General features: G+C 34.2%; 13 protein-coding genes. 5 read left to right on the plus strand and 8 right to left on the minus strand.

Features of this window, described 5'->3' with window-relative positions:
- Positions 1 to 29 precede the first annotated feature (29 nt).
- From Q1B37_RS12965 to Q1B37_RS13000, 8 genes are all read right to left on the minus strand, one after another.
- Positions 30 to 2,234, minus strand: coding sequence for a peptidase domain-containing ABC transporter (locus tag Q1B37_RS12965; RefSeq protein ID WP_299899155.1), 2,205 nt, complete (start codon positions 2,232 to 2,234; stop codon positions 30 to 32).
- A 175-nt stretch (positions 2,235 to 2,409) separates the two neighbouring features.
- Positions 2,410 to 3,708, minus strand: coding sequence for a DUF6734 family protein (locus Q1B37_RS12970; RefSeq protein ID WP_299899157.1), 1,299 nt, complete (start codon positions 3,706 to 3,708; stop codon positions 2,410 to 2,412).
- Positions 3,709 to 3,775: 67 nt separating this feature from the next.
- Positions 3,776 to 3,979 carry a hypothetical protein gene (locus Q1B37_RS12975; protein WP_299899158.1) on the minus strand — a complete coding sequence of 68 codons (204 nt, stop codon included), beginning with the start codon at positions 3,977 to 3,979 and terminating at the stop codon, positions 3,776 to 3,778.
- A 365-nt stretch (positions 3,980 to 4,344) separates the two neighbouring features.
- On the minus strand, positions 4,345 to 4,986 hold the full coding sequence (locus tag Q1B37_RS12980) for an acyltransferase (RefSeq protein ID WP_299899160.1): 642 nt from the start codon (positions 4,984 to 4,986) through the stop codon (positions 4,345 to 4,347).
- 92 nt (positions 4,987 to 5,078) lie between these two features.
- The gene (locus Q1B37_RS12985; RefSeq protein WP_299899162.1) at positions 5,079 to 7,895 is read right to left on the minus strand and encodes an alpha-amylase family glycosyl hydrolase; all 2,817 of its coding nucleotides are present in this window, start codon (positions 7,893 to 7,895) and stop codon (positions 5,079 to 5,081) included.
- Between the two features lie 66 nt (positions 7,896 to 7,961).
- The gene (locus Q1B37_RS12990) at positions 7,962 to 9,053 is read right to left on the minus strand and encodes a SusE domain-containing protein (protein ID WP_299899165.1); all 1,092 of its coding nucleotides are present in this window, start codon (positions 9,051 to 9,053) and stop codon (positions 7,962 to 7,964) included.
- Positions 9,054 to 9,068: 15 nt separating this feature from the next.
- Positions 9,069 to 10,916: a RagB/SusD family nutrient uptake outer membrane protein gene (locus tag Q1B37_RS12995; protein WP_299899167.1), complete on the minus strand. Its 1,848-nt coding sequence runs from the start codon at positions 10,914 to 10,916 to the stop codon at positions 9,069 to 9,071.
- A gap of 12 nt (positions 10,917 to 10,928) precedes the next feature.
- Positions 10,929 to 13,895, minus strand: a complete 2,967-nt coding sequence (locus Q1B37_RS13000) for a TonB-dependent receptor (protein ID WP_299899169.1) — start codon at positions 13,893 to 13,895, stop codon at positions 10,929 to 10,931.
- Positions 13,896 to 14,120: 225 nt separating this feature from the next.
- On the opposite strand from Q1B37_RS13000, the gene Q1B37_RS13005 reads away from it, so the two are divergent.
- From Q1B37_RS13005 to Q1B37_RS13025, 5 genes are all read left to right on the plus strand, one after another.
- Positions 14,121 to 15,143: a LacI family DNA-binding transcriptional regulator gene (locus Q1B37_RS13005; protein WP_299607048.1), complete on the plus strand. Its 1,023-nt coding sequence runs from the start codon at positions 14,121 to 14,123 to the stop codon at positions 15,141 to 15,143.
- Between the two features lie 132 nt (positions 15,144 to 15,275).
- On the plus strand, positions 15,276 to 16,625 hold the full coding sequence (locus Q1B37_RS13010; RefSeq protein ID WP_299899171.1) for an MFS transporter: 1,350 nt from the start codon (positions 15,276 to 15,278) through the stop codon (positions 16,623 to 16,625).
- 5 nt (positions 16,626 to 16,630) lie between these two features.
- Positions 16,631 to 17,293 carry a beta-phosphoglucomutase gene (pgmB, locus tag Q1B37_RS13015; RefSeq protein ID WP_299607050.1) on the plus strand — a complete coding sequence of 221 codons (663 nt, stop codon included), beginning with the start codon at positions 16,631 to 16,633 and terminating at the stop codon, positions 17,291 to 17,293.
- An 82-nt stretch (positions 17,294 to 17,375) separates the two neighbouring features.
- Entirely contained in the window at positions 17,376 to 19,682 is a 2,307-nt protein-coding gene (locus Q1B37_RS13020; protein ID WP_299899172.1) for a glycoside hydrolase family 65 protein, read from the plus strand.
- A 118-nt stretch (positions 19,683 to 19,800) separates the two neighbouring features.
- Positions 19,801 to 21,663 carry a glycoside hydrolase family 13 protein gene (locus Q1B37_RS13025; protein WP_299899173.1) on the plus strand — a complete coding sequence of 621 codons (1,863 nt, stop codon included), beginning with the start codon at positions 19,801 to 19,803 and terminating at the stop codon, positions 21,661 to 21,663.
- The last annotated feature ends 6 nt before the right edge of the window (positions 21,664 to 21,669 follow it).

A 21,669-nucleotide genomic window follows, 5' to 3' on the forward strand; every position in this document is an offset into this window, starting at 1 on the left:
GTTTTTAATTCGTAATTCTTAATTAGAAATTATTTTCCAAGTTCTAATTGATTCTTAACTAAATTATAATAGCTTCCTTTTTCTTTAATTAAGGACTCATGATTTCCTACTTCAATAATTTCTCCTTTGTCTAATACTACGATTTGATCTGCATTTTTAACGGTACTTAATCTATGCGCTATCACCATCACCGTTTTATCTTTAAAAAACGTATCTAGTTTTTCCATGATCACCTTTTCATTATTGGCATCTAATGCGGATGTAGCTTCATCAAAGAATAAGAATTTTGGATTTTTATACACAGCCCTTGCTATAAATAAACGCTGTTTTTGTCCAGTGCTGAGACCAACACCTTCCATCCCAATTTTAGTATTGTATGATAGTGGCAACGACTCTACAAACTCTTTGATATTTGCCACATCTACTGCGTGTGCTAATTTTTTCTTGTCTACATAATCTTCGCCAACGGCAATATTGTTGGCAATAGTATCATTAAAAATATATCCTTCTTGCATCACAACACCAAATTGATCTCTCCAGGCTTTTTGTGATACGTTATTTAAATCATGAGTGCCTATAAAGATTTGACCTTCATCTGGTTCATAAAATTTTAGAAGAAGTTTCATTAGCGTAGTTTTACCACTACCACTAACACCTACAACTGCAGTAATTTTATTGGCAGGAATCGATAAATCCAAATTTTGTAGCACAGGCTTATCTGAACCTACATATCTAAAACTTAATTTTTTGATTTCAAAACCAGAATTTTCAGGTACTTCTCTTATCTTTTCATCACCAGATTTTTCTTCATCGTCTTTATTATGAATTTCACCTAAACGCTCTAAAGAAATTTGTGCGTCTTGTAATTCTCTTAAGAAATTGATCAATTGGGTAATAGGAGCGTTTAATTGTCCTACAATAGAAGTAATGGCTAGCATCATACCTAATGTAATATCCCCATCAATAACAAGAACAGCAGAGAGAATTGTAATTAGTATATTTTTTAGCTCATTAATAAATGCTGAACCAACACTTTGGTATTGTTCTAAAGCTAGGTTTTCTATAGATATTTTAAATAATTTAGCTTGTACAAATTCCCAATTCCATCGTTTTCTTTTTTCGGCATTATGCAATTTTATTTCTTGCATACCATTCACCAATTCAATAACCTTACTTTGTTCTTCACTAATCTGAGAGAAACGTTTATAGTCTAATTTTTTACGTTTTTTGAAGAAAATAAGTATCCAAGCAAAATAGATAGCACTGCCCACAGCAAAAACAGCGAATATAGAAAAGCTATAATAGATAAGAACAATACTAAATACAATTAGGTTTACCATAGAAAACAACACATTCAGCGAAGACATGGTAAGTATTTGTTCTATCCTTTTATGATCGTTAATTCTTTGTAATAAATCTCCAGTCATTTTTACATCAAAGTAGGAGATAGGTAGATTCATTAATTTTATGAAGAAATCAGAGATTAACGAGATATTAATTCTCGTACTTAGATGCAGCAAGATCCAACTTCTCAGAACATCAATCAATGTACGACCGATAAATAATGATAATTGTGCAATTAATACCAGGTATACAAAATTAATATCTTCGTTTTTGATACCGACATCAACGATACTTTGTGTAAGAAATGGAGTTATTAATTGAAGCAAACTCCCAGCTGTTAATCCAAGTATTAGTTGGAAGATGAATTTTTTATACTTAAAAACGTATTTTGAAATGAATTTGAATCCGAATTCTTCGTCTTCCTCATCGATGTTATCACTGTAAAATTTTGGTGTAGGTTCTACCAATAATGCAACACCTTCTTCTGTAGTTTGATCAGCATTATTACCAATCCATGCTTTGATAAACTCTTCTTGCGTATAGGTAATCAGTCCATGTGCGGGATCTGACACATAAATTTTCATCCCATTTTTTTTGGTAGATTTCACTTTGTAAACCACCACGTAATGAACCTTATTCCAATGTACTATGCATGGTAAAGGAACCTCCAACAATTGATTTAAAGATAGCTTTACACCCAAGGATCTAAATCCAATACTCTCTACCGCTTCACTTAGTCCAAGTAATGAACTCCCTTCTCTAGTGGTTTCACTAAGAGATCTAAGCTTCTGAGTATTCAATACTTTTCCGTAATGTTTAGCTATAATTTTTATACAAGTAGGTCCACAATCTTTTGATTCGGCTTGTTTGTAAAAGGGAAATTTTGGCATTAAACGTTTTAATTATGAGTGATGAGTTGCGCTACAAAGAAAAGTAAATCTTTTCGATTTTGCTATCAAACTCATCTTAGTTCCTAAATTGCGTCTATATATTAGTTTATTTAACCTAGGATTTGTTACCCACCTAAAATGATTTTTTACAGCAAATGGATTTTATTTGTAACTATTATACTGGCTGAGATACTATAATAGGTTCTGTTTGAAGTATTTCAAGTAACAATGTTTTTTCTAGTACAAAAGAGAGCATTTTTGTCTTAAAGTCAACAAACCCTTCTCCAAATTGCTTAATAAAATCTTGGTCTTTATGCAGCTCATCATACAATTCCTGAACGGAAACGGGTTCCAGGAAATATAGTAAAATGCTATGCCAGCCCTCAAGATACTTTTTGTCTTTTTTCCCACTATACGGAATAGTAAATTCTATAGTCATAGGATCGGCATTAAAATCTATGATACAATCTTTGTTTAATGAAAACTTGGTATTTAGTAGTTCTTCTGGAGTTGTATTTTCTACAAAATCATAGAAATCAAAGATTTTTTGTAATCGTGATGCTTCGATTTCATTGTCAAAACCTTCATTTGGAAAAAGTTTATGAAGTTTATTTTTTAGATGCTTATAATATTCAGGGAAATGATATTGAAGTCTAGCTTCTATTTGTTCACAGGCAAAAACAGATTTTTTTGCAAAGCCAATACAATGAATAAATTTAGAGATCAATGGGATGGTACTAAAATCTATAATCTCTACAAAATTCGGTTGAACATCTTCAAATAAATATTGTACTTTTAAGTTATTCTTCTCAGCAATAGCGTAACCTAGTTGTTGCTCAAAAATAGTATTAAAAATTCCAACATCTATATTATTGAAATGGTGCTGATTACTTTCTATTAAAACTTTAGCTTTTTCATATAATTCTTTAAAGAACTGAAAGTTTTTACCACCGATAACGCCGGCATTATGAGCTAAGATCTTACCATTTTTATAGTATGTTTTAATTAGTTCATCAGGAATAGTCTCAAAATTAGAAAGCATATATCTGAATGTCTTTCCATATCCTGGGAAATTAGCTTCGACATTTTGAGTGATGATATCATATTGATCGTTATCATATGGAATTTTGTCCCAAATAAAAATATCATTGTCTAGATGAATAAAAGGTTCGTTTTGATCTGCACAAGTAACAAGTTTACCAAAAGCCCATAATTTTGGATGATGATGGTTGATTTTTTCTAGATTGGTATGAATGTCCGAGTAGGGAAGTTCTAACAGACCATTAAACAATTCTTTTCCTCTATTATCAGTAAACAGTTCATTTTTGTTATAAAACCTGTTGATGGTTAATGCACTCAGTGCAAAACTGTAAAAGGCATATTTTTGATTTGGCCAACCTCCATTAAATCTTGCATTGGCATCATCAGAGTTATGATAAGTGGGTTTGGTCCAGAAACTTTGAATTATTTTCATGATAGGTGTAAGTTTAAAAGGAGGGTGTTCTAGACACCCTCCATGAATAAAGTAAGATGATTAGATCTTAATAGTTAGGTTTACACCAGCTATTTAAATCAGAATCATAGTACAGATACTGTCCATTAATCCAAGATCCGTGAGGAGGATACATTTTACCAGATGGACAACTAGGTACAGACCAGTTATCGTAACCACCAGTAATCTGCTTAGCCTCTTTTCGACCTAGGATCTCACCTTTAATTTTCTTTAAAATTTCCGATTTTTTCATTTTTAAATGATTTTAAAATTAATAATGATTTGATAGTATACTATACCTATATAATACGTGTAAACTGAAAAATGTTACGGGGAGAAAATTTACTTAAACGTTGTAGTGTTAATAAGTTGTGAGATATGTTTGTTTTTTAACATAATTCCGATAAAAATCCTTGTTGTTAGGGTAGTATTTTGTGATTTTTAAATTATTAGAGTCACTATGTTGAATATATGTTCTTCTAATTAGAATTCAGTTTTTTAAATTAAAAATAGATAGCAGAAGGTGGGCATTAGAATATAGTAGCTGGATATAAGAGTATTGGTTTGTAAAATCTTTTAAGAGTTTTATATTGTAAAATTGTGGTTTTTTTACGTTCATTAGGTACTTTCCAGTTCTCTATTCCAATAAATATTTTCTTTAATCACTTTTGCAGGTATGCCAGCAGCGACACAATTTTTAGGAATGTCCTTGGTTACAATTGCACCTAAGCTAACTATACTATCATCCCCAATGGTTACTCCCTTAAGTATGGTAGCTTTGGCACCAACCCAAACATGATTACCGATAAAAATACTTTTAGCGTGATTTACTCTATTATTAGTTTGTAGATCAAATATGCCATGAGAATCACTAGTACGAATCGAAATGTTGTCAGAAAACATACATTCTTTTCCAATAATAACTTTTTGATTTGGTTCAGTAACTGCTATATGAGCTTGCTCTATTGTTGTGAAATTACCAATATTCAATATACAATCAGAGTGTTCCATCCATAATATAGCACTATTTATCCTGCAGTTTGCTCCAATTTCCAAGAAGTGATTATCTCCCTGAATTTTAATAAAAACGTTATAAATGATACTATTTTCTTTGATTACAATCGTATTGTTATTTCCGTTAATATTTATGTTATAGTTAAGAAGCTGACCTTTATTTTCAATTTTATTGTTTTCACCCTTAATAGCTCGTATAGTATGACTATTGTTTTTTTTACGACGTTTATTTAAAAAATGTAGCATTGTTTTGTTTTTTGTCTAAACTTCTAATCTTTTATCAAAAAAGGAGTACTCATAAAGCACTCCTTTTTAAAATACATGCGCGTTTTCACTAATTAGCGCAAACTCAACTTGGTGGTGGCAATTCCTTTTTCATTCTGGATTTGTACCAAATATAATCCTCTTGCTAGTTCTCCTATTTCAAAATTAGTTCCAGCCTCAAAGTCACCTTCAAACTTTTTAGCAAGTGCTCCGGTGATATTATATACAAATACTTTTTGTACAGATTCATTGATGCTAAAAGCTGTTTTTGCAGGATTCGGATATGCATTAAAACTAAGAATGTTGTCAATATCAGGAGTACTTAAACTTTTTTGTTCGTTAGCATATACTTTAAATTCTCCTGGTTGTAAACTGATGACTGCATTTACATCGGTAACTTCGATAGAGGCTCCGGTATCATCTAATAAATCATACCAAGTACCAGTTTCCTGAAAGCTCGGATTGATAGAAAGCGTATTTACTCCAAAGTTTCCAATAATCGTTACATATTTTATCTCATCACCCGTGGCCGTATCATCTGTTAAATGAATTTTCTTATCTGCAGTTGATGATCCCGATAAGGTAAAGTTATCGGTTTTAAATATTTTCTCATTCAGTTTTAGGTTAATTAACTTAGCGTATATGTCATATACGTCCGTTCTGTCTGTAACATTTAAGTAATCCCAACGAATAGGCTTAGGATTTGTTCTACATCCATTGTCGATGGATCCGTCCTCGCATCGATTGATACTAAACCCATATCCTAGTTCTCCAAATTGCCATATCATTTTTGGGCCGGGAACCGTAAAGTAAAATGCTCCTGCAAGCTCTACTCTGTCTAATGCAGTAGATAAGTCTGTAACATCATATGTAGGAGCATTGGTGTTATTACCAAATTGAACATTTTTATACATTAATCGCTCTTCATCATGGCTTTCCATATATGAAATTGCAGAAGGACCGTCGAACCCTTTTACCGCATAGGATACTCCTGAAAAATTGGATTTACCATTATCATGGTAACCCATTGTAGACTCGTTGTAAGGGTCGGTTTGTTTGTTCCAAAGTAATATACCCTTACCTTCATTAGCCCGATAATCAGCCCATTCCTTTTCCTCGGCAATACCTCCTAAATGTTCGAAAATTACATAAAAATCAGGATCAACAGCCCATTGATAATCGGCATATTCTTTTAGAATATCAACTCTATCTTGCTGAAAGGAATTAGTACAAGCATCGTTAGAAGCTGTACAGTTTTGAGTAAATCCTTTGGTAAGGTCCCATCTAAAACCATCTACATTATATTCTTCAATCCAATACTCAACAGTTCTTTTTACATAATCTTGTGTAGCTTGTTTACTATGATCAAAATCATTAAACACACTAAAAGAATGTGTTGCTGTCTGGTTGAAGAAAGGGCTATCTGCACTGGCTTGTCCTCCATAACCGCCACCAGATGTATTCCACATTCTATAATATGGATTTTGACCTGTAGCATGGTTATATACTACATCTAAAATTACAGCAATTCCTCTAGCGTGACACTCATCTACAAATTGTTTAAACGCTGTAGGAGTACCATAGTATTTATCCAAAGCCATATGAAAAGAAGGGTTATATCCCCAACTAATGTTTCCGTCAAATTCTGAAATAGGCATTAATTCTATGGCGTTGATACCTAAGTCTTGTAAATAGTCTAGTCTATTTTTTACGGCATCAAAAGTATGTAAATTGTCGAAGTCACGGATTAATAGTTCATAAATAACTAAATCTGTTACTTCTGGTTTTTGGAAATTTGTATTTTGCCATACATATTCAGCTTCACCCGTTTTAAACCATGAAACAGCGTCGTTTGTTTTTCCTGTTGGATATCCTGGTAAATCAGGGAAAGTAGCGTTGTCGATAAAAGCATCGTTAAATTCTGACAGTATCAGAGTAGAGTAGGGGTCTGCAACTGAAATGGATGCATCTACAACATACTGATAAAGTATATCCGAATTATCTGGCATATCTATCGTGATCCAAAATCTATCCTGCGCACTGTCTTTATTTAATAAATAGGTGTTGTCTAAACTCCAGTCATTACCATTAAAGTTACCTTTGATATGGACATAATCTTTTCCTGGTGCAAAAAATACAAACGTAGCAGAGGTACCATCTAAGTTTAATCCGTCCTCCATTCCGGCAGGAACTGCGGCTTCTGTAACTACAGGCGTTGTAATTGCTGAGAATGTTTCCGATAGTGAATTAGACGTTCCAGTTTCTGTAGCTACAAGTTCAAAATCAACACCTTCTGTGATTGTATAATTGTTTGTGTAATTTGTAATACCTGTTTGTGTATCTACAGATATTCCATTAGCAAATAGTTCAAAATCTGCATTTACAGTAGTAGTAGCAGAAATAGCCAAATTATTACCGCTATCAATAATACTAACAGCATCTGTTGGTGTATTTAAAGTAAGTTGAAAAATCCCAACTTCGACAAGATTATCCTGAGTTTTATTGTCTCCGGTTCCGTCCTGAGCTTTCGCTAACATTCCAATTCTTCCTATTCCTGTAGCTCCGTAAAACGTAGTAGGAGTTAAGGTGATAGAGTAGGTTCCGTCTCCATTAGCTGTAAATACTTGTGGAGTTGCAGTGTTTGATGAATCTGTCCAATCTCCATTGTTAGGAGCATTGCCAACAAAATTATCATTAAGATCAAAATACCATGCCCATAAGTAAAGATTGGTAGTTCCCCAAAGGCTAAGATCAATTCCGGAAACTGTAATAGTAATCTCATCATCTTCATTAAACGCTGCAGGATTTACAGTAAATGTGGCATTCTGTTGTTGCGCTTGAGTTGTTATCAGTCCCAGAAAGAAAATAAATAATAAAGTAAATTTTTTCATGACGTTATGTTTTTAAAGTAAAAAGGCTGTTATACAGATAACAGCCTTTTTATATTATTTGTTAAACTACTGCGGAGTTAACGTATATGTATAATTGTTAGGATTGCTTAGATCTAAAGTAACTAAATATGTTCCTGCAGTATCTACACTAAGATTTCCACCGTTAAACCCTAATTGACCATCTTCTGCTCCAGTACCAAAATTATCTTGTGGATCATCCCAGTTATCATTAGCTCTAAACTTAAATTCATCTGCGGTAAGATCGATAATAATACTCCAGGTTCTAGACGCAGCATCATAAGTTAAATCAGTATCACTTCCCCATCCAGTTGGAGTAGCAGCACCAATGATACCCCATACTTGTCTTCTTGCAGACCAAGTAATATTTTCAGGATCAGTAAAATCAGCATCTATTTTGTAATAACCAGCTTCAGCAGCTCTCATATTCGATTCTCCATCTTGTACTAAAATTCCAGAAGTACCACTTCCATCAGCATCTCCATAATCGCCATCAAAACTTGTATTTGTTGGCAAGATTTTAAACTCTGGACTAGGGTTGTTTAAGAAAACATATCCTTGAAATGCTGTAGCTCCAAATTCTGCAGCTTCGATCGTTGGTAAGGTTGCAGCTGGAGTCCAGTCATCTCCATAACCACCAGCGTTAAGAAAGTTACCGATTACAAAAAGCTTAGGAGCTTCCGTAGTAAATGGAGTTACTACCACAATTCTAGATTCAGAAACTTGAGATTCTCCAGCACCTACAGCAGCAACTACTCTTACTTCTACACTTGAAGGTTCCTGTGGAGGTAATCCTAGTGCTAATGCTGCGTTGTTAAAAGAATCAACAGATACAGGGATTTGTAAAGAGTTACCACTACCTAATTCTTGTGCATTGGCAAACTGATTTCCTTCCACATCTACTTCAATTGTATAGTTGGTTGCAGAATCAAAGTTGAAATCTGCATCTGTAAATGTGAACCTTTCTGCTAGCAGGTCTTTAGTTTCAAAAGTAAATACGTAAGAAGCACCAGCTTCTGGCGCTGTTATTACAGGCGCCTCGGCTAGTTCAAAAATTGGTCTATCTTCTATGTTATCGTCACTTGTACATCCTATAAATAGAGTACTTATTACAGCTAATGTTAAAAATATTTTTTTCATTTTTATTTAATTTTTTTAGTAACCAGGGTTTTGAGTTATGTTTGGATTTGCTACCAATTCTGTAGAAGGAATCGGGAAAAGACTAACGTGTGGAGGTAATGGAGAACCGTTATTAGCTCCATTTTTAAATGGCCATAAGAAAGTACCTCCAGTAAATTTATTAAAACGTATTAGGTCGGTTCTTCTTTGACCTTCCCAGTACAATTCTCTACCTCTTTCATCAAGAATAAAATCTAGAGTAAGGTCTCCTGTACTTACATTTCCAGCAGTACTACCGTAAGCTCTTTCCCTTAATTGATTAATGTATCCAACAGCTTCTGTAGGAGTACCTCCAGCTCCACCTCTAGTTACAGCTTCAGCATAATTTAAATATACTTCACCAAGTCTAAACATATGGAAGTCAGCGTCTACATGAGTTCCAGAGAGATCAGATCCAGGTTGTAAATCTACTCCTACGTTTCTCCATTTTTGGATAGCATATCCATCCGCATAACTGGAAAGTGTTGCAATATCAAGAGTTTGACCATTCGTGTAGAATTTACCTCTAGAATCGTTCCAAACTGGTTGTGTAGCGATTGATATCGCCATTGCAGGAGCAGGAACTACAGTTCCATTATTGGTGATAACACCAGTAAGGAAATCATATCTATATACTTCATTGGCATTAAAAGCTGGGTTTGTATTATTTTCATCAGATCCCAAATATTCAAAATCCCCATCGGCATCAAATGCTTTTAGCGTACCAGCATCGTCTGCTAATAGCCTAAGATCATTGTCATATTCGTAGATTTCGAAGGAACCACTGCTACTACCAAAAAGATCTACAAATACTGAAGTCGTTCTGATTCCAAACCATCCACCATCGATTCCGAAAGCTCTAGGAACAATATTTCCTCCAATCGGTGCATGAGTTAAAAATGTAGTTCCACCGAAGGATTGAGTGTTGATACCGTCAAACGCAACACTAAAAATGCTTTCACTTTGCGATCCGTTGGTATTATTATCCGCTAAGAATAATTTTTGATAATCGTCTACAAGACTGTAGCCGGCAGCTAGAATTCTATTCGTATATGTTAAGCTTTCTGTATATCTTTCTGTTCCAGTATATACTTCTGCGTTAAGATATAGTTTAGATAACAACATCCATACCGCTGCTTGATCGGCTCTTGGATACGAATTAGTCCCAGGAGCAGGCATTTCGGATTCGATAGCTAATAGTTCTGATTCTACAAAATCAAAAGCCTCTTGTCTCGTAATTTGTGGTGGAATATATCCAACAACAGGATCTGCCTCTGTAAAGAAAGCAATGTTTCCAAACATATCGATCAAATGATAATGACTTAAAGCTCTTAAAAATCTGGCTTCAGCTCTGAATTGTTGGATTTCAGCTCTTAATGAAGCGGAAACTCCTCTGGCATTTAGTTTGTCATCTGTAGTTTGTCTTAAAAATTCATTTACAGAAGAGACCTGAAAATTCGCTCTGTCATAAAATGCTCTAACAAAAGCATTACTAGAAGTCCACTGACCAAAGTTTAAAACTGGTAAATCTGGATCTCCCCACGCAATAACAGCCTCGTCAGTTGGTAATTCTTGTAATTGCCAGAACCCTCTTAAGTATTGACCAAAACCAGCGTCTATACCTTGGATATCACTATTTCCAGGTCCTAACTGACCACTAACAGCTAATCCTGAGTAAAGTTTTCCAAGTACTTGCAAATATGCTTCATCAGAACTAAAGAACTCATCAGTAGTTTGGTTCTGATCATCATTAACTTCTACATCTAGGTCATCGGTACAAGATCCCATAGACAACAGGAACGCGCAAATACCAATGTGTACTAAGTTTTTAAATTTTATCTTCATTGCATTCATTTTTTAAAAGTCTAAATTAACTCCGAATTGGTAAGTTCTAGGTCTTGGATAGATAGTACTGTCAAAACCACTACTGATTTCTGGATCAATACCTGTATAATCTGTAATGATAAGTACATTATTAACAGTTCCAAATAGCTTCATATCTATATTCTCGTAGTTCAAGAAATTTTTAAAAGTATATCCTAAAGAAATGTTATCTAATTTTAGGAAAGAAGCATCTTGAATATAATAATCAGAAGAAAATCTATCAACACCACCGTCAAAGAAGTTTGTCTGTAATAGATCTGTGGTGGTATTAGATAATGTATTTTGGAAATTCAATATTCTTCTACCATTACTTCCCGCATCTACAAAGTTGTAGTTGTAGTTACCAACACTTCCTCTCCAAAACATACTGAAATTCCAGTTTTTGTAATCCAGGATCGTATTAAACCCATAGAAGAAATCAGCCGCAGGTTTTCTGTAGATATACTTGTCTTTTTCATTAATGATATTATCATTATTTCTATCTACATAAGCTCCTTCTACTGGTACTCCGTTTGCATCATACACTTGTTCAAAAACCCAGTAGGAGTTAGGAGCAAAACCAACAGTCTGAATATTAATATTACTTCCTACAAAACCTGAACCTGTAAAACCTTCAAAATTTGGATTATCTACAGCAAATAATTCTGTGATCTCTCCTTGTTGGAAAGTAATGTTACCACCAATTTGCCATCTTAAGTTATCATTTTGTATTGGAACTAAGTTTAAAGAGAGCTCTAACCCTTCATTGGTTAGGTTTCCTAAATTCACATCATCCTGATTAGATAAACTACCACTAGGAAGTGCGGCTACGAATAAAAGATCATCAGTTTCTTTTCTATATAAATCAACTGATCCAGAAATTCTACCATCATATAATCCATAGTCTAAACCAACGTTATATTGTGTAGTAGTTTCCCATGTTAAATCAGGGTTGTACGGTAATGCTAACCCAGTAGATACAAAAATTGGAGTTCCATCAGCTTCTTGGCCAATTTGATATTGTGATTGTGGATCACTAGTTAAAATTCTTGCAAGAGAAGGTGTTGCATCACCAATACTCTGCTGTGGTGTTACCCCATAACTCACTCTAAATTTTAATTGAGATATTAAATTAGAGTCTTTTAAGAAATTTTCGTTATGTGCATTCCAAGAAAATGCTCCAGATGGGCTGTTGGTCCATTGATTTTGTAATCCAGAGAATCTAGAAGTAGCATCTCGTCTAAAACTTCCAGTAAATATATATTTGTCAGCTATAGAAATGGTTGCTCTACCAAAAAAACCAAGTAAAACTTCTCTTGGATTGTTAAACGGATTGTCGATTTCGATTAGATCAAAACCTCTGCTGAAATTACTACCGCTATCTAAAAATTTTTGGTAAGAATAACCAGCTGTTACATCAAAAATAGTATTTAAAGCTTCAGAGTCTTTACGGTAATTTAGATAGAAATCAAATAATAAATTTTCTCTTTTCTGTGAAGATCTGCTATAACTATCGTTATTCAATCCAGTAGTATTGCCAACTGATTGAGAAGAAATAATATTTTCAGTTTTTGCTGTGGCTATTTCGTAACCAACATTCATGTTAGCTCTTAGCTCTGGCAAAAAGTGAAATTTATAATCTAGTTCTAAATTTCCTAAACTTCTAAAAATAATACCTGTTAAATCACTTTGCTCCAGTAGGGCAACAGGATTTTGTCCTGCCAAAGCGATTGGATTTCCACTCCCATCTAACCATTGAAAATAATTTCCGAAGTCGTTGTCCTGGAAAACTGGTTGGGTAGGATCAAATCCAAGTGCGGCACCAATACTAGTTCCAGCTCCATCACGACCTGCATATGTATAGTCTTCTACTGCAGTCTTAATATTAGTATTAATTTTTAGATGGTTGTCAAAAAATTTGGTGCGAATATTAGCAGATAAAGATGTTCGATCTAATTGATCCTTTTTAATTAGCCCTTCTTCATTCAATAATCCTAAAGATATTCTATAATTGATCCAGTCATAACCACTTGACAGACTAATATTATGATTCGTAGATACCGCATTTTGAAGAATTTCGTCTTGCCAATCTGTATTTTCTGTTCCTAATAAGTCAATTTGTGCTTGTGATCCATTTGCAGTTACATACTCTCTGAATTGATCTCCATCTAACGCTTCAATTTTATCTACGATTTGGGAAAAAGTAACGTTACCGTTATAATTAAATTTTAATTTCCCATCTGTATTTGTTCCCTTCTTTGTAGTAATGATAATCACACCATTAGAAGCTCTAAATCCATAAATCGCTGTAGCCGAAGCATCTTTAAGTACCGTAAACGATTCAATATCATTAGGGTTAATAGAGTTTAAGTTGTTTCTTGTTCCACCTGGTCCAGGGTCTAAAGGAATACCATCAACAATGATTAGTGGATTATTAGAAGCATTTAAAGAGGAACCACCTCTAATTCTAATAGTAGATCCTTCTCCAGGGGCTCCACCATTATCAATCACAGTAACCCCTGCAGTACGACCCTTAATCAATTGATCAGGTGAAGCATTTACACCCTGATTAAAGTCATCTGCTGTTACTGTACTTACGGAACCAGTTAGATCTTTTTTACGTACCGAACCATAACCAATAACTACTACTTGTTCTAGTTCAGCAGCGTCTTCTTGTAAAACAACATCAATTCTATTGTTTCCAGAATATGTAAATTCTTGTGCAATGAAACCAACGTAAGAGAATTCAATAATATCTCCATTGTTTACACCTTTAAGGGAATAGTTACCATCAAAATCGGATGATGTCCCATTTGTTGTCCCCTTAATTATGATATTCACACCGGGAATCGGTTGACCATTTCCAGCATCAGTTACAGTACCGGTGACTGTCGACTGTGCAAAAAAGCTCATTGGTATCAACCACAATAAAAACAATGCGCTTTTAGTAAATGTTTTCATATAATATTAAATTAGTTTTTAATTGTTTTTAGCCTTATATTTTCACTTTCTGAGAACCAATGTATGTAAAATCTGTGTTAAATTTCAGGTACGGTGTAGCCGTAACCTTACGAAAACGTTTGCGTGTGGATAACTTTTAAAATTCTGTTAAAATTTTAAGGGTAATTGTGATCATATCGCATATTTTCGCATTAAAATTTAGCTTTTAATAAAAATTCAAGGGAAATGAAGCAAAAAGTTACGTTGAAACAAATAGCAAAAGAGCTCGATGTATCCATCTCTACAGTGTCAAAAGCATTAAAAGATAGCGTAGAAATTAGTCTCGATACTCGACAAAAGGTAAAAGCTTTCGCTAAGTTGTATAATTATAAACCTAACAACATTGCGCTGAGTCTTAAAAACCGAAAAACCAAGACTATAGGAGTGATTATTCCAGAGATTGTTCACCATTTTTTTACCACTGTTATTGGAGGAGTAGAAAAGGTTGCAAATGAAAAAGGGTATAATGTAATCATTTGTTCGTCTAATAATTCCTTTGACAAAGAGGTGATCAATTTAGAAATGCTAGCCAGTGGTAGTGCAGATGGATTTATCTTATCTGTGGCAAAGGAAACACAACAAAAGAAGGATTATCATCACATCGAGGAGACCATGAGTCAAGGAATGCCGGTGGTACTTTTTGATAGAATTATAGACGAACTCGTTTGTGATAAGGTGATTATTGATGATGGTAAGGGAGCACAAACGGCTACAAATCATCTACTTTCTTTGGGATGTAAAAAAATTGCAATTATTACAACGGTGGATTATATCAGTGTTGGAAAACTTAGAACTAACGGATATTTAAGAGCGCTTCGAGCATACGATATTACTGCTAGAGAGGATTATATCTTAAAGATAGAAGATATCGATAACTGCGAATCTGAAATATCTAGCTTTTTGAAAGATAAAGAGGTAGATGCTATTTTTGCTGTGAATGAATTATTTGCGGTTACAGCTGCAAGAGTTTTACACGAACAAGGTAAAAAAGTCCCGGATGACGTTTCTATAGTTGGATTCACCGATGGCATCTTGTCTAAACATTTTATTCCAAGTTTAACGACTATCAGTCAGCATGGAGAAGAGATGGGGATTAGAGCTGCGAAGTTGCTTATTGATAAGCTAGAAGGAGAAGAAGACGTTCCTGAAGAATATAAAACCGTTATTATAGATACTAGCTTAATCCAAAGACAATCAACAAAAAAATAACACACTAAAATTATTTTATTTAAAATAATATAATATATTTGACACCTATCAGAACTTATATTTTCACTTTCTACTAACATAAGTTTTGATAAGTGTACGCGCTTATCATAGTAATTATTAAAGATTTACTTAATGAACAAGCGTAAGCTAAGTTTCTGGGAAATATGGAACATGAGTTTCGGTTTCTTAGGAATACAAATGGGTTTTGCTTTACAAAATGCAAATGCCAGTAGGATACTTCAGATTTTCGGAGCTGATGTTCATGAATTATCATGGTTTTGGGTTGTAGCACCTTTAACAGGGTTGATCGTGCAACCTATCATCGGATATTACAGTGATAAAACATGGACGCGTTTAGGTCGAAGAAGGCCCTTTTTCCTTACAGGAGCAATTCTTGCGTCTATAGGGTTGCTGCTAATGCCTAATGCAGATATGTTCACCGCGTTCTTACCTTCATTATGGGTTGGTGCCGGGATGTTAATGGTCATGGATGCTTCTTTTAATGTTGCTATGGAGCCTTTCCGGGCTCTTGTTGCCGATAATCTTCCATCCGATCAGCGAACTCTTGGTTTTAGTGTTCAAACTATTTTAATTGGTATTGGCGCAGTTATAGGATCTTGGTTACCATATGTAATGGCAAACTGGTTAGGTATTTCCAATGAAGCACAAATCGGAGAAGTTCCTTTTCATCTACTTTTATCTTTTATTATTGGGGCAGCAGTATTAATAGGAAGTATACTATTAACTGTTTTTACTACAAAAGAATATTCTCCAGAAGAATTAGCAGCATTTGAAAATGATGAAGAAGGTTTAGAGGAAGAACAATCTTCCTTAATGAACATTTTTTCGGATTTTAGAAAAATGCCATTGACTATGAAACAATTGAGCGGTGTTCAGTTTTTTTCTTGGTTTGGTCTTTTTGGAATGTGGGTTTTTTCAACACCTGCTATAGCACATCATATCTATGATTTACCACTTAGTGATCATAGCAGTGAGCCTTATCAAAATGCTGGAGATTGGGTTGGAGTATTATTTGGGGTTTATAATGCTGTTTCCGCAGTGTTCGCATTCTTTTTACCATACATAGCGTTAAAAATAGGTAGAAAACTAACTCATGCTGTATCTTTGATAATCGGTGGCTTAGGTCTTATTTCCATTTATCTAGCACCAAACGAAGATTGGTTGATACTTTCTATGGTTGGTATTGGAATTGCTTGGGCAAGTATTCTGGCAATGCCTTATGCAATACTAGCGGGTTCTATTCCTGCGAAAAAAATGGGAGTTTATATGGGGATATTTAACTTCTTTATTGTACTGCCTCAGATTATAAACGCAATTATAGGAGGACCTGTAGTTAAATATTTTTATGGAGGAAATCCAATTTATGCTTTAGTAATTAGTGGTGTGTCTTTTATCATTGCAGCACTATTAGTTATCAGAGTAAAAGATGTTGACGATACTTTAATTAATACAAAAAGTTAAAAAGAATGACGAAAAAAGCATTCATATTTGATCTAGATGGTGTCATTGTAGACACTGCAAAATACCATTTTCTGGCATGGCAAAATTTAGCCAATACACTAGGTATATCTTTTTCTGAAGAACAGAATGAACAATTGAAAGGAGTTAGCCGAATAAAATCCTTAGAGAAAATTTTAGAATGGGGAAATAAAACAATTTCAGAAGAAGAGTTTACGACCTTAATGGCCAAAAAGAATGAGGAGTATCTAAATTATATCGAAACGATGGATACCTCTGAAATTCTGCCTGATGTTCCTAGAGTTTTAGAATATCTTTTAACCGAAGAACAAGCTATAGCTCTGGGTTCTGCCAGTAAAAATGCAAGAGTGATTCTTGATAAGGTATTATTAAAAGAGAAATTTCATGCTATTGTGGATGGTACCGATGTAACCAAAGCAAAGCCAGATCCTGAAGTATTTTTGATTGGGGCACAAAAGTTAGGAGTAGCACCTAAAAATTGTGTTGTTTTCGAAGATTCAGTTGCGGGTATTCAGGCGGCTAATATTGCCAATATGATAAGTATTGGTATTGGAGATCCAAAGGTGTTACACGAAGCAGATTATGTGTTTAAAGATTTTACTGAAATAAAAGAAGAATTCATTAACCAATTAGTTACAACCGAAAAATAATGAGAATAATTTGAGAAATTTCCTTGGGATCATAAATACTTGGGTAGTTTTTCAAACAACTAAAAATTAAAAAAGAGAACCGATGAATCAGGATTATATTAAACCAGATAACTGGTCGATAATTGAAGAAGGATTTGATGTAGAAAGAGTTAAATCCTCAGAAAGTCTTTTTAGTATTGGTAACGGAGCCATGGGGCAACGTGCAAATTTTGAAGAGACGTATACAGGCCCTACTTTTCAGGGAAGTTACATTGCAGGAGTATATTATCCTGATAAAACCCGAGTTGGTTGGTGGAAAAACGGATATCCAGAGTATTTTGCTAAAGTTTTAAATGCTCCGAATTGGATTGGAATTGATGTAGAAATCAATGGAGAGAAACTGGATCTTCATAGGTGTAAAGTAGTATCGGATTTCCGCAGAGAGTTAAATATGAAAGAAGGTTGGTACCAACGTTCTTTTAAAGCCATTCTTAGAAATAATACAGAAGTATCGGTAAAATCAACTCGTTTCCTTAGTCTTGATTTGGATGAAGTAGGAGCGATCAAGTATGAAGTTACACCGTTAAATGAGGAAGCTGTTGTAAGTTTTAAGCCCTATATAGATGCTGGAATTACTAATGAAGATAGTAACTGGGATGATAAGTTTTGGGATACTTATGAAGTATCACATAAAGGGAATGCTGCTTTTATTTCGTCTAAAACAATGAAAACTGAATTTCATGTGTGTACGGGAATGTTAAATCAGTTGTTTTTAGATGGAGAGTTACAGGATGTTTACCCAGTTGTAGAAACTAATAAAACCCTAGCTAGTTTAGGGTATGCAGTGACCGCTAAACAAGGAAAAACTGCTGTTTTATGTAAGTTTGGTGGGTATACGGTATCTCTGAATCATAAGAAAGAAGATATTGCTTCTGCTAGTGCAGCAGTACTTAAGCAAGCTTCAGAATCAGGGTTTGATGCACTTTTGGATTTACAAAAGAAAGCTTGGTCTCGTATATGGGAAATGGCAGATATTGTCATAGATGGAGATGTAAAAGCTCAGCAAGGAATACGTTTTAATATTTTTCAATTAAATCAAACGTATCTTGGAAAAGATGCTCGTTTAAATATTGGTCCAAAAGGATTTACTGGAGAGAAGTATGGAGGAAGTACCTACTGGGATACTGAAGCATACTGTATTCCGTTTTACATGGCTACAAAAAATCAGCAAGTTGCCCGTAGCTTACTAAAGTACAGATATAATCACCTAGAAAAAGCTATAGAAAATGCAGAAAAGTTAGGTTTCACTAATGGAGCTGCTTTGTATCCAATGGTTACTATGAATGGAGAAGAGTGCCATAACGAATGGGAGATCACTTTCGAAGAGATTCATAGAAATGGAGCGATGACATTTGCAATCTATAACTATCTTCGTTATACAGGTGATTACAGTTATATTCCCGAAATGGGACTGGAAGTGATGATCGGGGTAGCAAGATTTTGGCATCAGAGAGCAACATTTTCTACAGATAAAGAAAAATATGTCATTCTTGGAGTAACAGGACCAAATGAATATGAAAATAATATCAATAACAATTGGTATACGAATTACTTAGCGAAATGGTGTATTGAGTATTGTGTTGAAAATATCGAAAAGGTAAAGTCAGATTTTAAAGCTGATTACGATAGAATTATTGCCAAAACTAAGCTTGATCAAAAAGAAATTGATCAAATGCTAGAAGTGGCAGAAAAAATGTATTTCCCATATTCAGAAAAACATCAAGTATATCTTCAGCAAGATGGTTTCTTGGATAAAGAGTTAATTACCGTTGAAAATCTAGATAACTCTCAACGTCCTATTAACCAAAAATGGAGTTGGGATAGAATCTTAAGATCTCCTTATATCAAGCAGGCAGATACATTGCAAGGTTTTTATATGTTTGAAGATCATTTTACCAAAGAGGAGTTAGAACGTCATTTTGATTTCTACGAACCTTTTACAGTGCATGAATCTTCACTTTCACCTTGTGTTCATAGTATACAAGCAGCAGCTTTAGATAGAATGGATCAAGCTTATACATTTTATCTTAGAACATCAAGATTAGATCTTGATGACTACAATAAAGAAGTAGAAGAAGGATTACATATTACCAGTATGGCTGGTACCTGGATGAGTATCGTTGAAGGTTTTGGTGGTCTAAGAGTTAAAAATGATACATTATCTTTTGCGCCTAAAATTCCGAAAGAATGGAAAGGATATACTTTTAATGTTAATTTTAGAGGAAGCATCTTAAAAGTAAACGTTTCTCAAGACGGTACTACCTTTAATCTTGAAGGAGAAAAAGATCTGTTAATATATGTGGATGGTAAGGAGTTTACCATTTCTCCAAATAGTTTAATGAGTGTTTAACTCATTTTTTAAATGAATTAGTGATACCCCAAAAGCGAAAGTTTTTGGGGTATTTAATTCAATTCTTTATTAAGATTAGGATAAACCTAATTAAATATTACAAATCAAAATTTAAACCATGAAGAACATACTAACCATGCTCTTTGGGTTAATCGTTTCATTAACCTTCGGGCAAATAGAAAAAATAGAACCTCCATTTTGGTGGAGCGATATGAAATCTAGTCAATTACAGCTAATGTGCTATGGTAAAAATATAGCGGAGCATGATGTTGAGAGCAAAACAGTAACTATTACCGATGTTACCAAAACTGAGAATTCTAATTATCTTTTTGTTACCATAGAGACTAAAGGAGTCGAGCCAGGTGAAGTAATTTTAGATTTTACAAAAAACAAGAAGATTGTTTTCTCACAGCCGTATGAATTAAAACAAAGAAGAGAAGGTTCTGCTGACCGAAAAGGATTTGATAGTAGTGATGTTATGTATTTGATCATGCCAGATCGATTTGCAAATGGAAACCCGTCTAATGATTCACATAAAGATACCGTAGAAAAGGCAGATCGGTCTAAACCAGGTGGAAGACATGGAGGAGACATCCAAGGTATTATTGATCATTTGGATTACCTCAATGAGCTTGGTGCCACAGCGATTTGGAGTACACCTTTATTAGAAGATAATGAGCCTGTATATTCATATCACACCTATGCACAGAGTGATCTTTATAAAATTGACCCTAGATATGGTATAAATGAAGACTATAAAAGATTAGCAACCGAAATGCATAAATTAGATATGAAGCTAATTATGGATTATGTTACGAATCATTGGGGTTCAAAACATTGGATGATCAAAGATTTACCTACAAAAGATTGGATTCACCAGTGGCCAGAAGGGTTTAGAAGAAGTAACTATAGAATGACTACTCAATTCGATACAAATGCGTCTAAAGTAGATGCTAAAGGATGCATGGATGGATGGTTCGATACCACTATGCCAGATATGAATCAGAGTAATCCATTACTTCTTCAGTATATTACACAGAATGCCATTTGGTGGATAGAATATGCAGATTTAGATGGATTTAGAGTAGATACATATTCTTATAACGATAAAGAAGGAATTGCTAAATGGACGAAAGCAATTATGGATGAATATCCAAATTTTAATATTGTTGGTGAGGTATGGATGCATGATCAGGCACAAATGGCGTATTGGCAAAAGGATAGTAAAATAGGAGCTATCGACAACTTCAATTCTCACCTTCCATCAGTAATGGATTTTACTTTGCATGATGCCATTATGGTTATGTTTCACGAAGAAGGAAATTCTTGGGATAAAGGGATGATACGAGCATATGAAAATTTCACAAATGACTTTTTGTATCCCGATATTCATAACATTCTACTTTTTGCAGGTAATCATGATACGAATAGAATCAATGAAATATATCAGAGCGATATTAGCAAGTATAAGATGGCCATGAGTCTTATTTTTACTACCAGAGGTATCCCTCAGATCTATTATGGAGATGAGATAGGTATGTTGGGAAACCGAGATAAAAAAGGAGATGGTGATATTCGTAGAGACTTTCCTGGAGGTTGGCCAGATGATAAAAGAAGTGCTTTTGTGTCTGAAGGAGAAAAACAGAAGACGGCTGGTAGAACTAAGGATGAAGAAGCCTTTCATGCCTTCACAAAAAAGGTGTTGAATTGGAGAAAAAATAGCGAAGCTATACATAAAGGGGAACTCTTACAATATATCCCTTTTGACAACGTGTATGTTTATTTTAGGTATACCGAAAAGGAACGTGTTATGGTGATTATTAATAATAATTCTGAAGATCAAAAGCTAGATGTTACAAGATTTAAAGAAGGTTTAGAAAATCACAAAGTAGGGAAAGATATTATTACGGATAATACTATTGATTTGACGGAAACTATAGAGATACCTTCTAGAACATCCATGATACTTACATTACAATAATAAATC

This window comes from uncultured Aquimarina sp. (genome assembly GCF_947492965.1).
In the GTDB taxonomy this organism is placed as follows: domain Bacteria; phylum Bacteroidota; class Bacteroidia; order Flavobacteriales; family Flavobacteriaceae; genus Aquimarina.

Excerpts from the sequence above, each read along its gene's own strand:
- Q1B37_RS12965 (WP_299899155.1), bottom strand. The coding sequence starts at position 2,234 with ATGCCAAAATTTCCCTTTTACAAACAAGCCGAATCAAAAGATTGTGGA.
- Q1B37_RS12970 (WP_299899157.1), bottom strand. The coding sequence starts at position 3,708 with ATGAAAATAATTCAAAGTTTCTGGACCAAACCCACTTATCATAACTCT.
- Q1B37_RS12975 (WP_299899158.1), bottom strand. The coding sequence starts at position 3,979 with ATGAAAAAATCGGAAATTTTAAAGAAAATTAAAGGTGAGATCCTAGGT.
- Q1B37_RS12980 (WP_299899160.1), bottom strand. The coding sequence starts at position 4,986 with ATGCTACATTTTTTAAATAAACGTCGTAAAAAAAACAATAGTCATACT.
- Q1B37_RS12985 (WP_299899162.1), bottom strand. The coding sequence starts at position 7,895 with ATGAAAAAATTTACTTTATTATTTATTTTCTTTCTGGGACTGATAACA.
- Q1B37_RS12990 (WP_299899165.1), bottom strand. The coding sequence starts at position 9,053 with ATGAAAAAAATATTTTTAACATTAGCTGTAATAAGTACTCTATTTATA.
- Q1B37_RS12995 (WP_299899167.1), bottom strand. The coding sequence starts at position 10,916 with ATGAAGATAAAATTTAAAAACTTAGTACACATTGGTATTTGCGCGTTC.
- Q1B37_RS13000 (WP_299899169.1), bottom strand. The coding sequence starts at position 13,895 with ATGAAAACATTTACTAAAAGCGCATTGTTTTTATTGTGGTTGATACCA.
- Q1B37_RS13005 (WP_299607048.1), top strand. The coding sequence starts at position 14,121 with ATGAAGCAAAAAGTTACGTTGAAACAAATAGCAAAAGAGCTCGATGTA.
- Q1B37_RS13010 (WP_299899171.1), top strand. The coding sequence starts at position 15,276 with ATGAACAAGCGTAAGCTAAGTTTCTGGGAAATATGGAACATGAGTTTC.
- pgmB (WP_299607050.1), top strand. The coding sequence starts at position 16,631 with ATGACGAAAAAAGCATTCATATTTGATCTAGATGGTGTCATTGTAGAC.
- Q1B37_RS13020 (WP_299899172.1), top strand. The coding sequence starts at position 17,376 with ATGAATCAGGATTATATTAAACCAGATAACTGGTCGATAATTGAAGAA.
- Q1B37_RS13025 (WP_299899173.1), top strand. The coding sequence starts at position 19,801 with ATGAAGAACATACTAACCATGCTCTTTGGGTTAATCGTTTCATTAACC.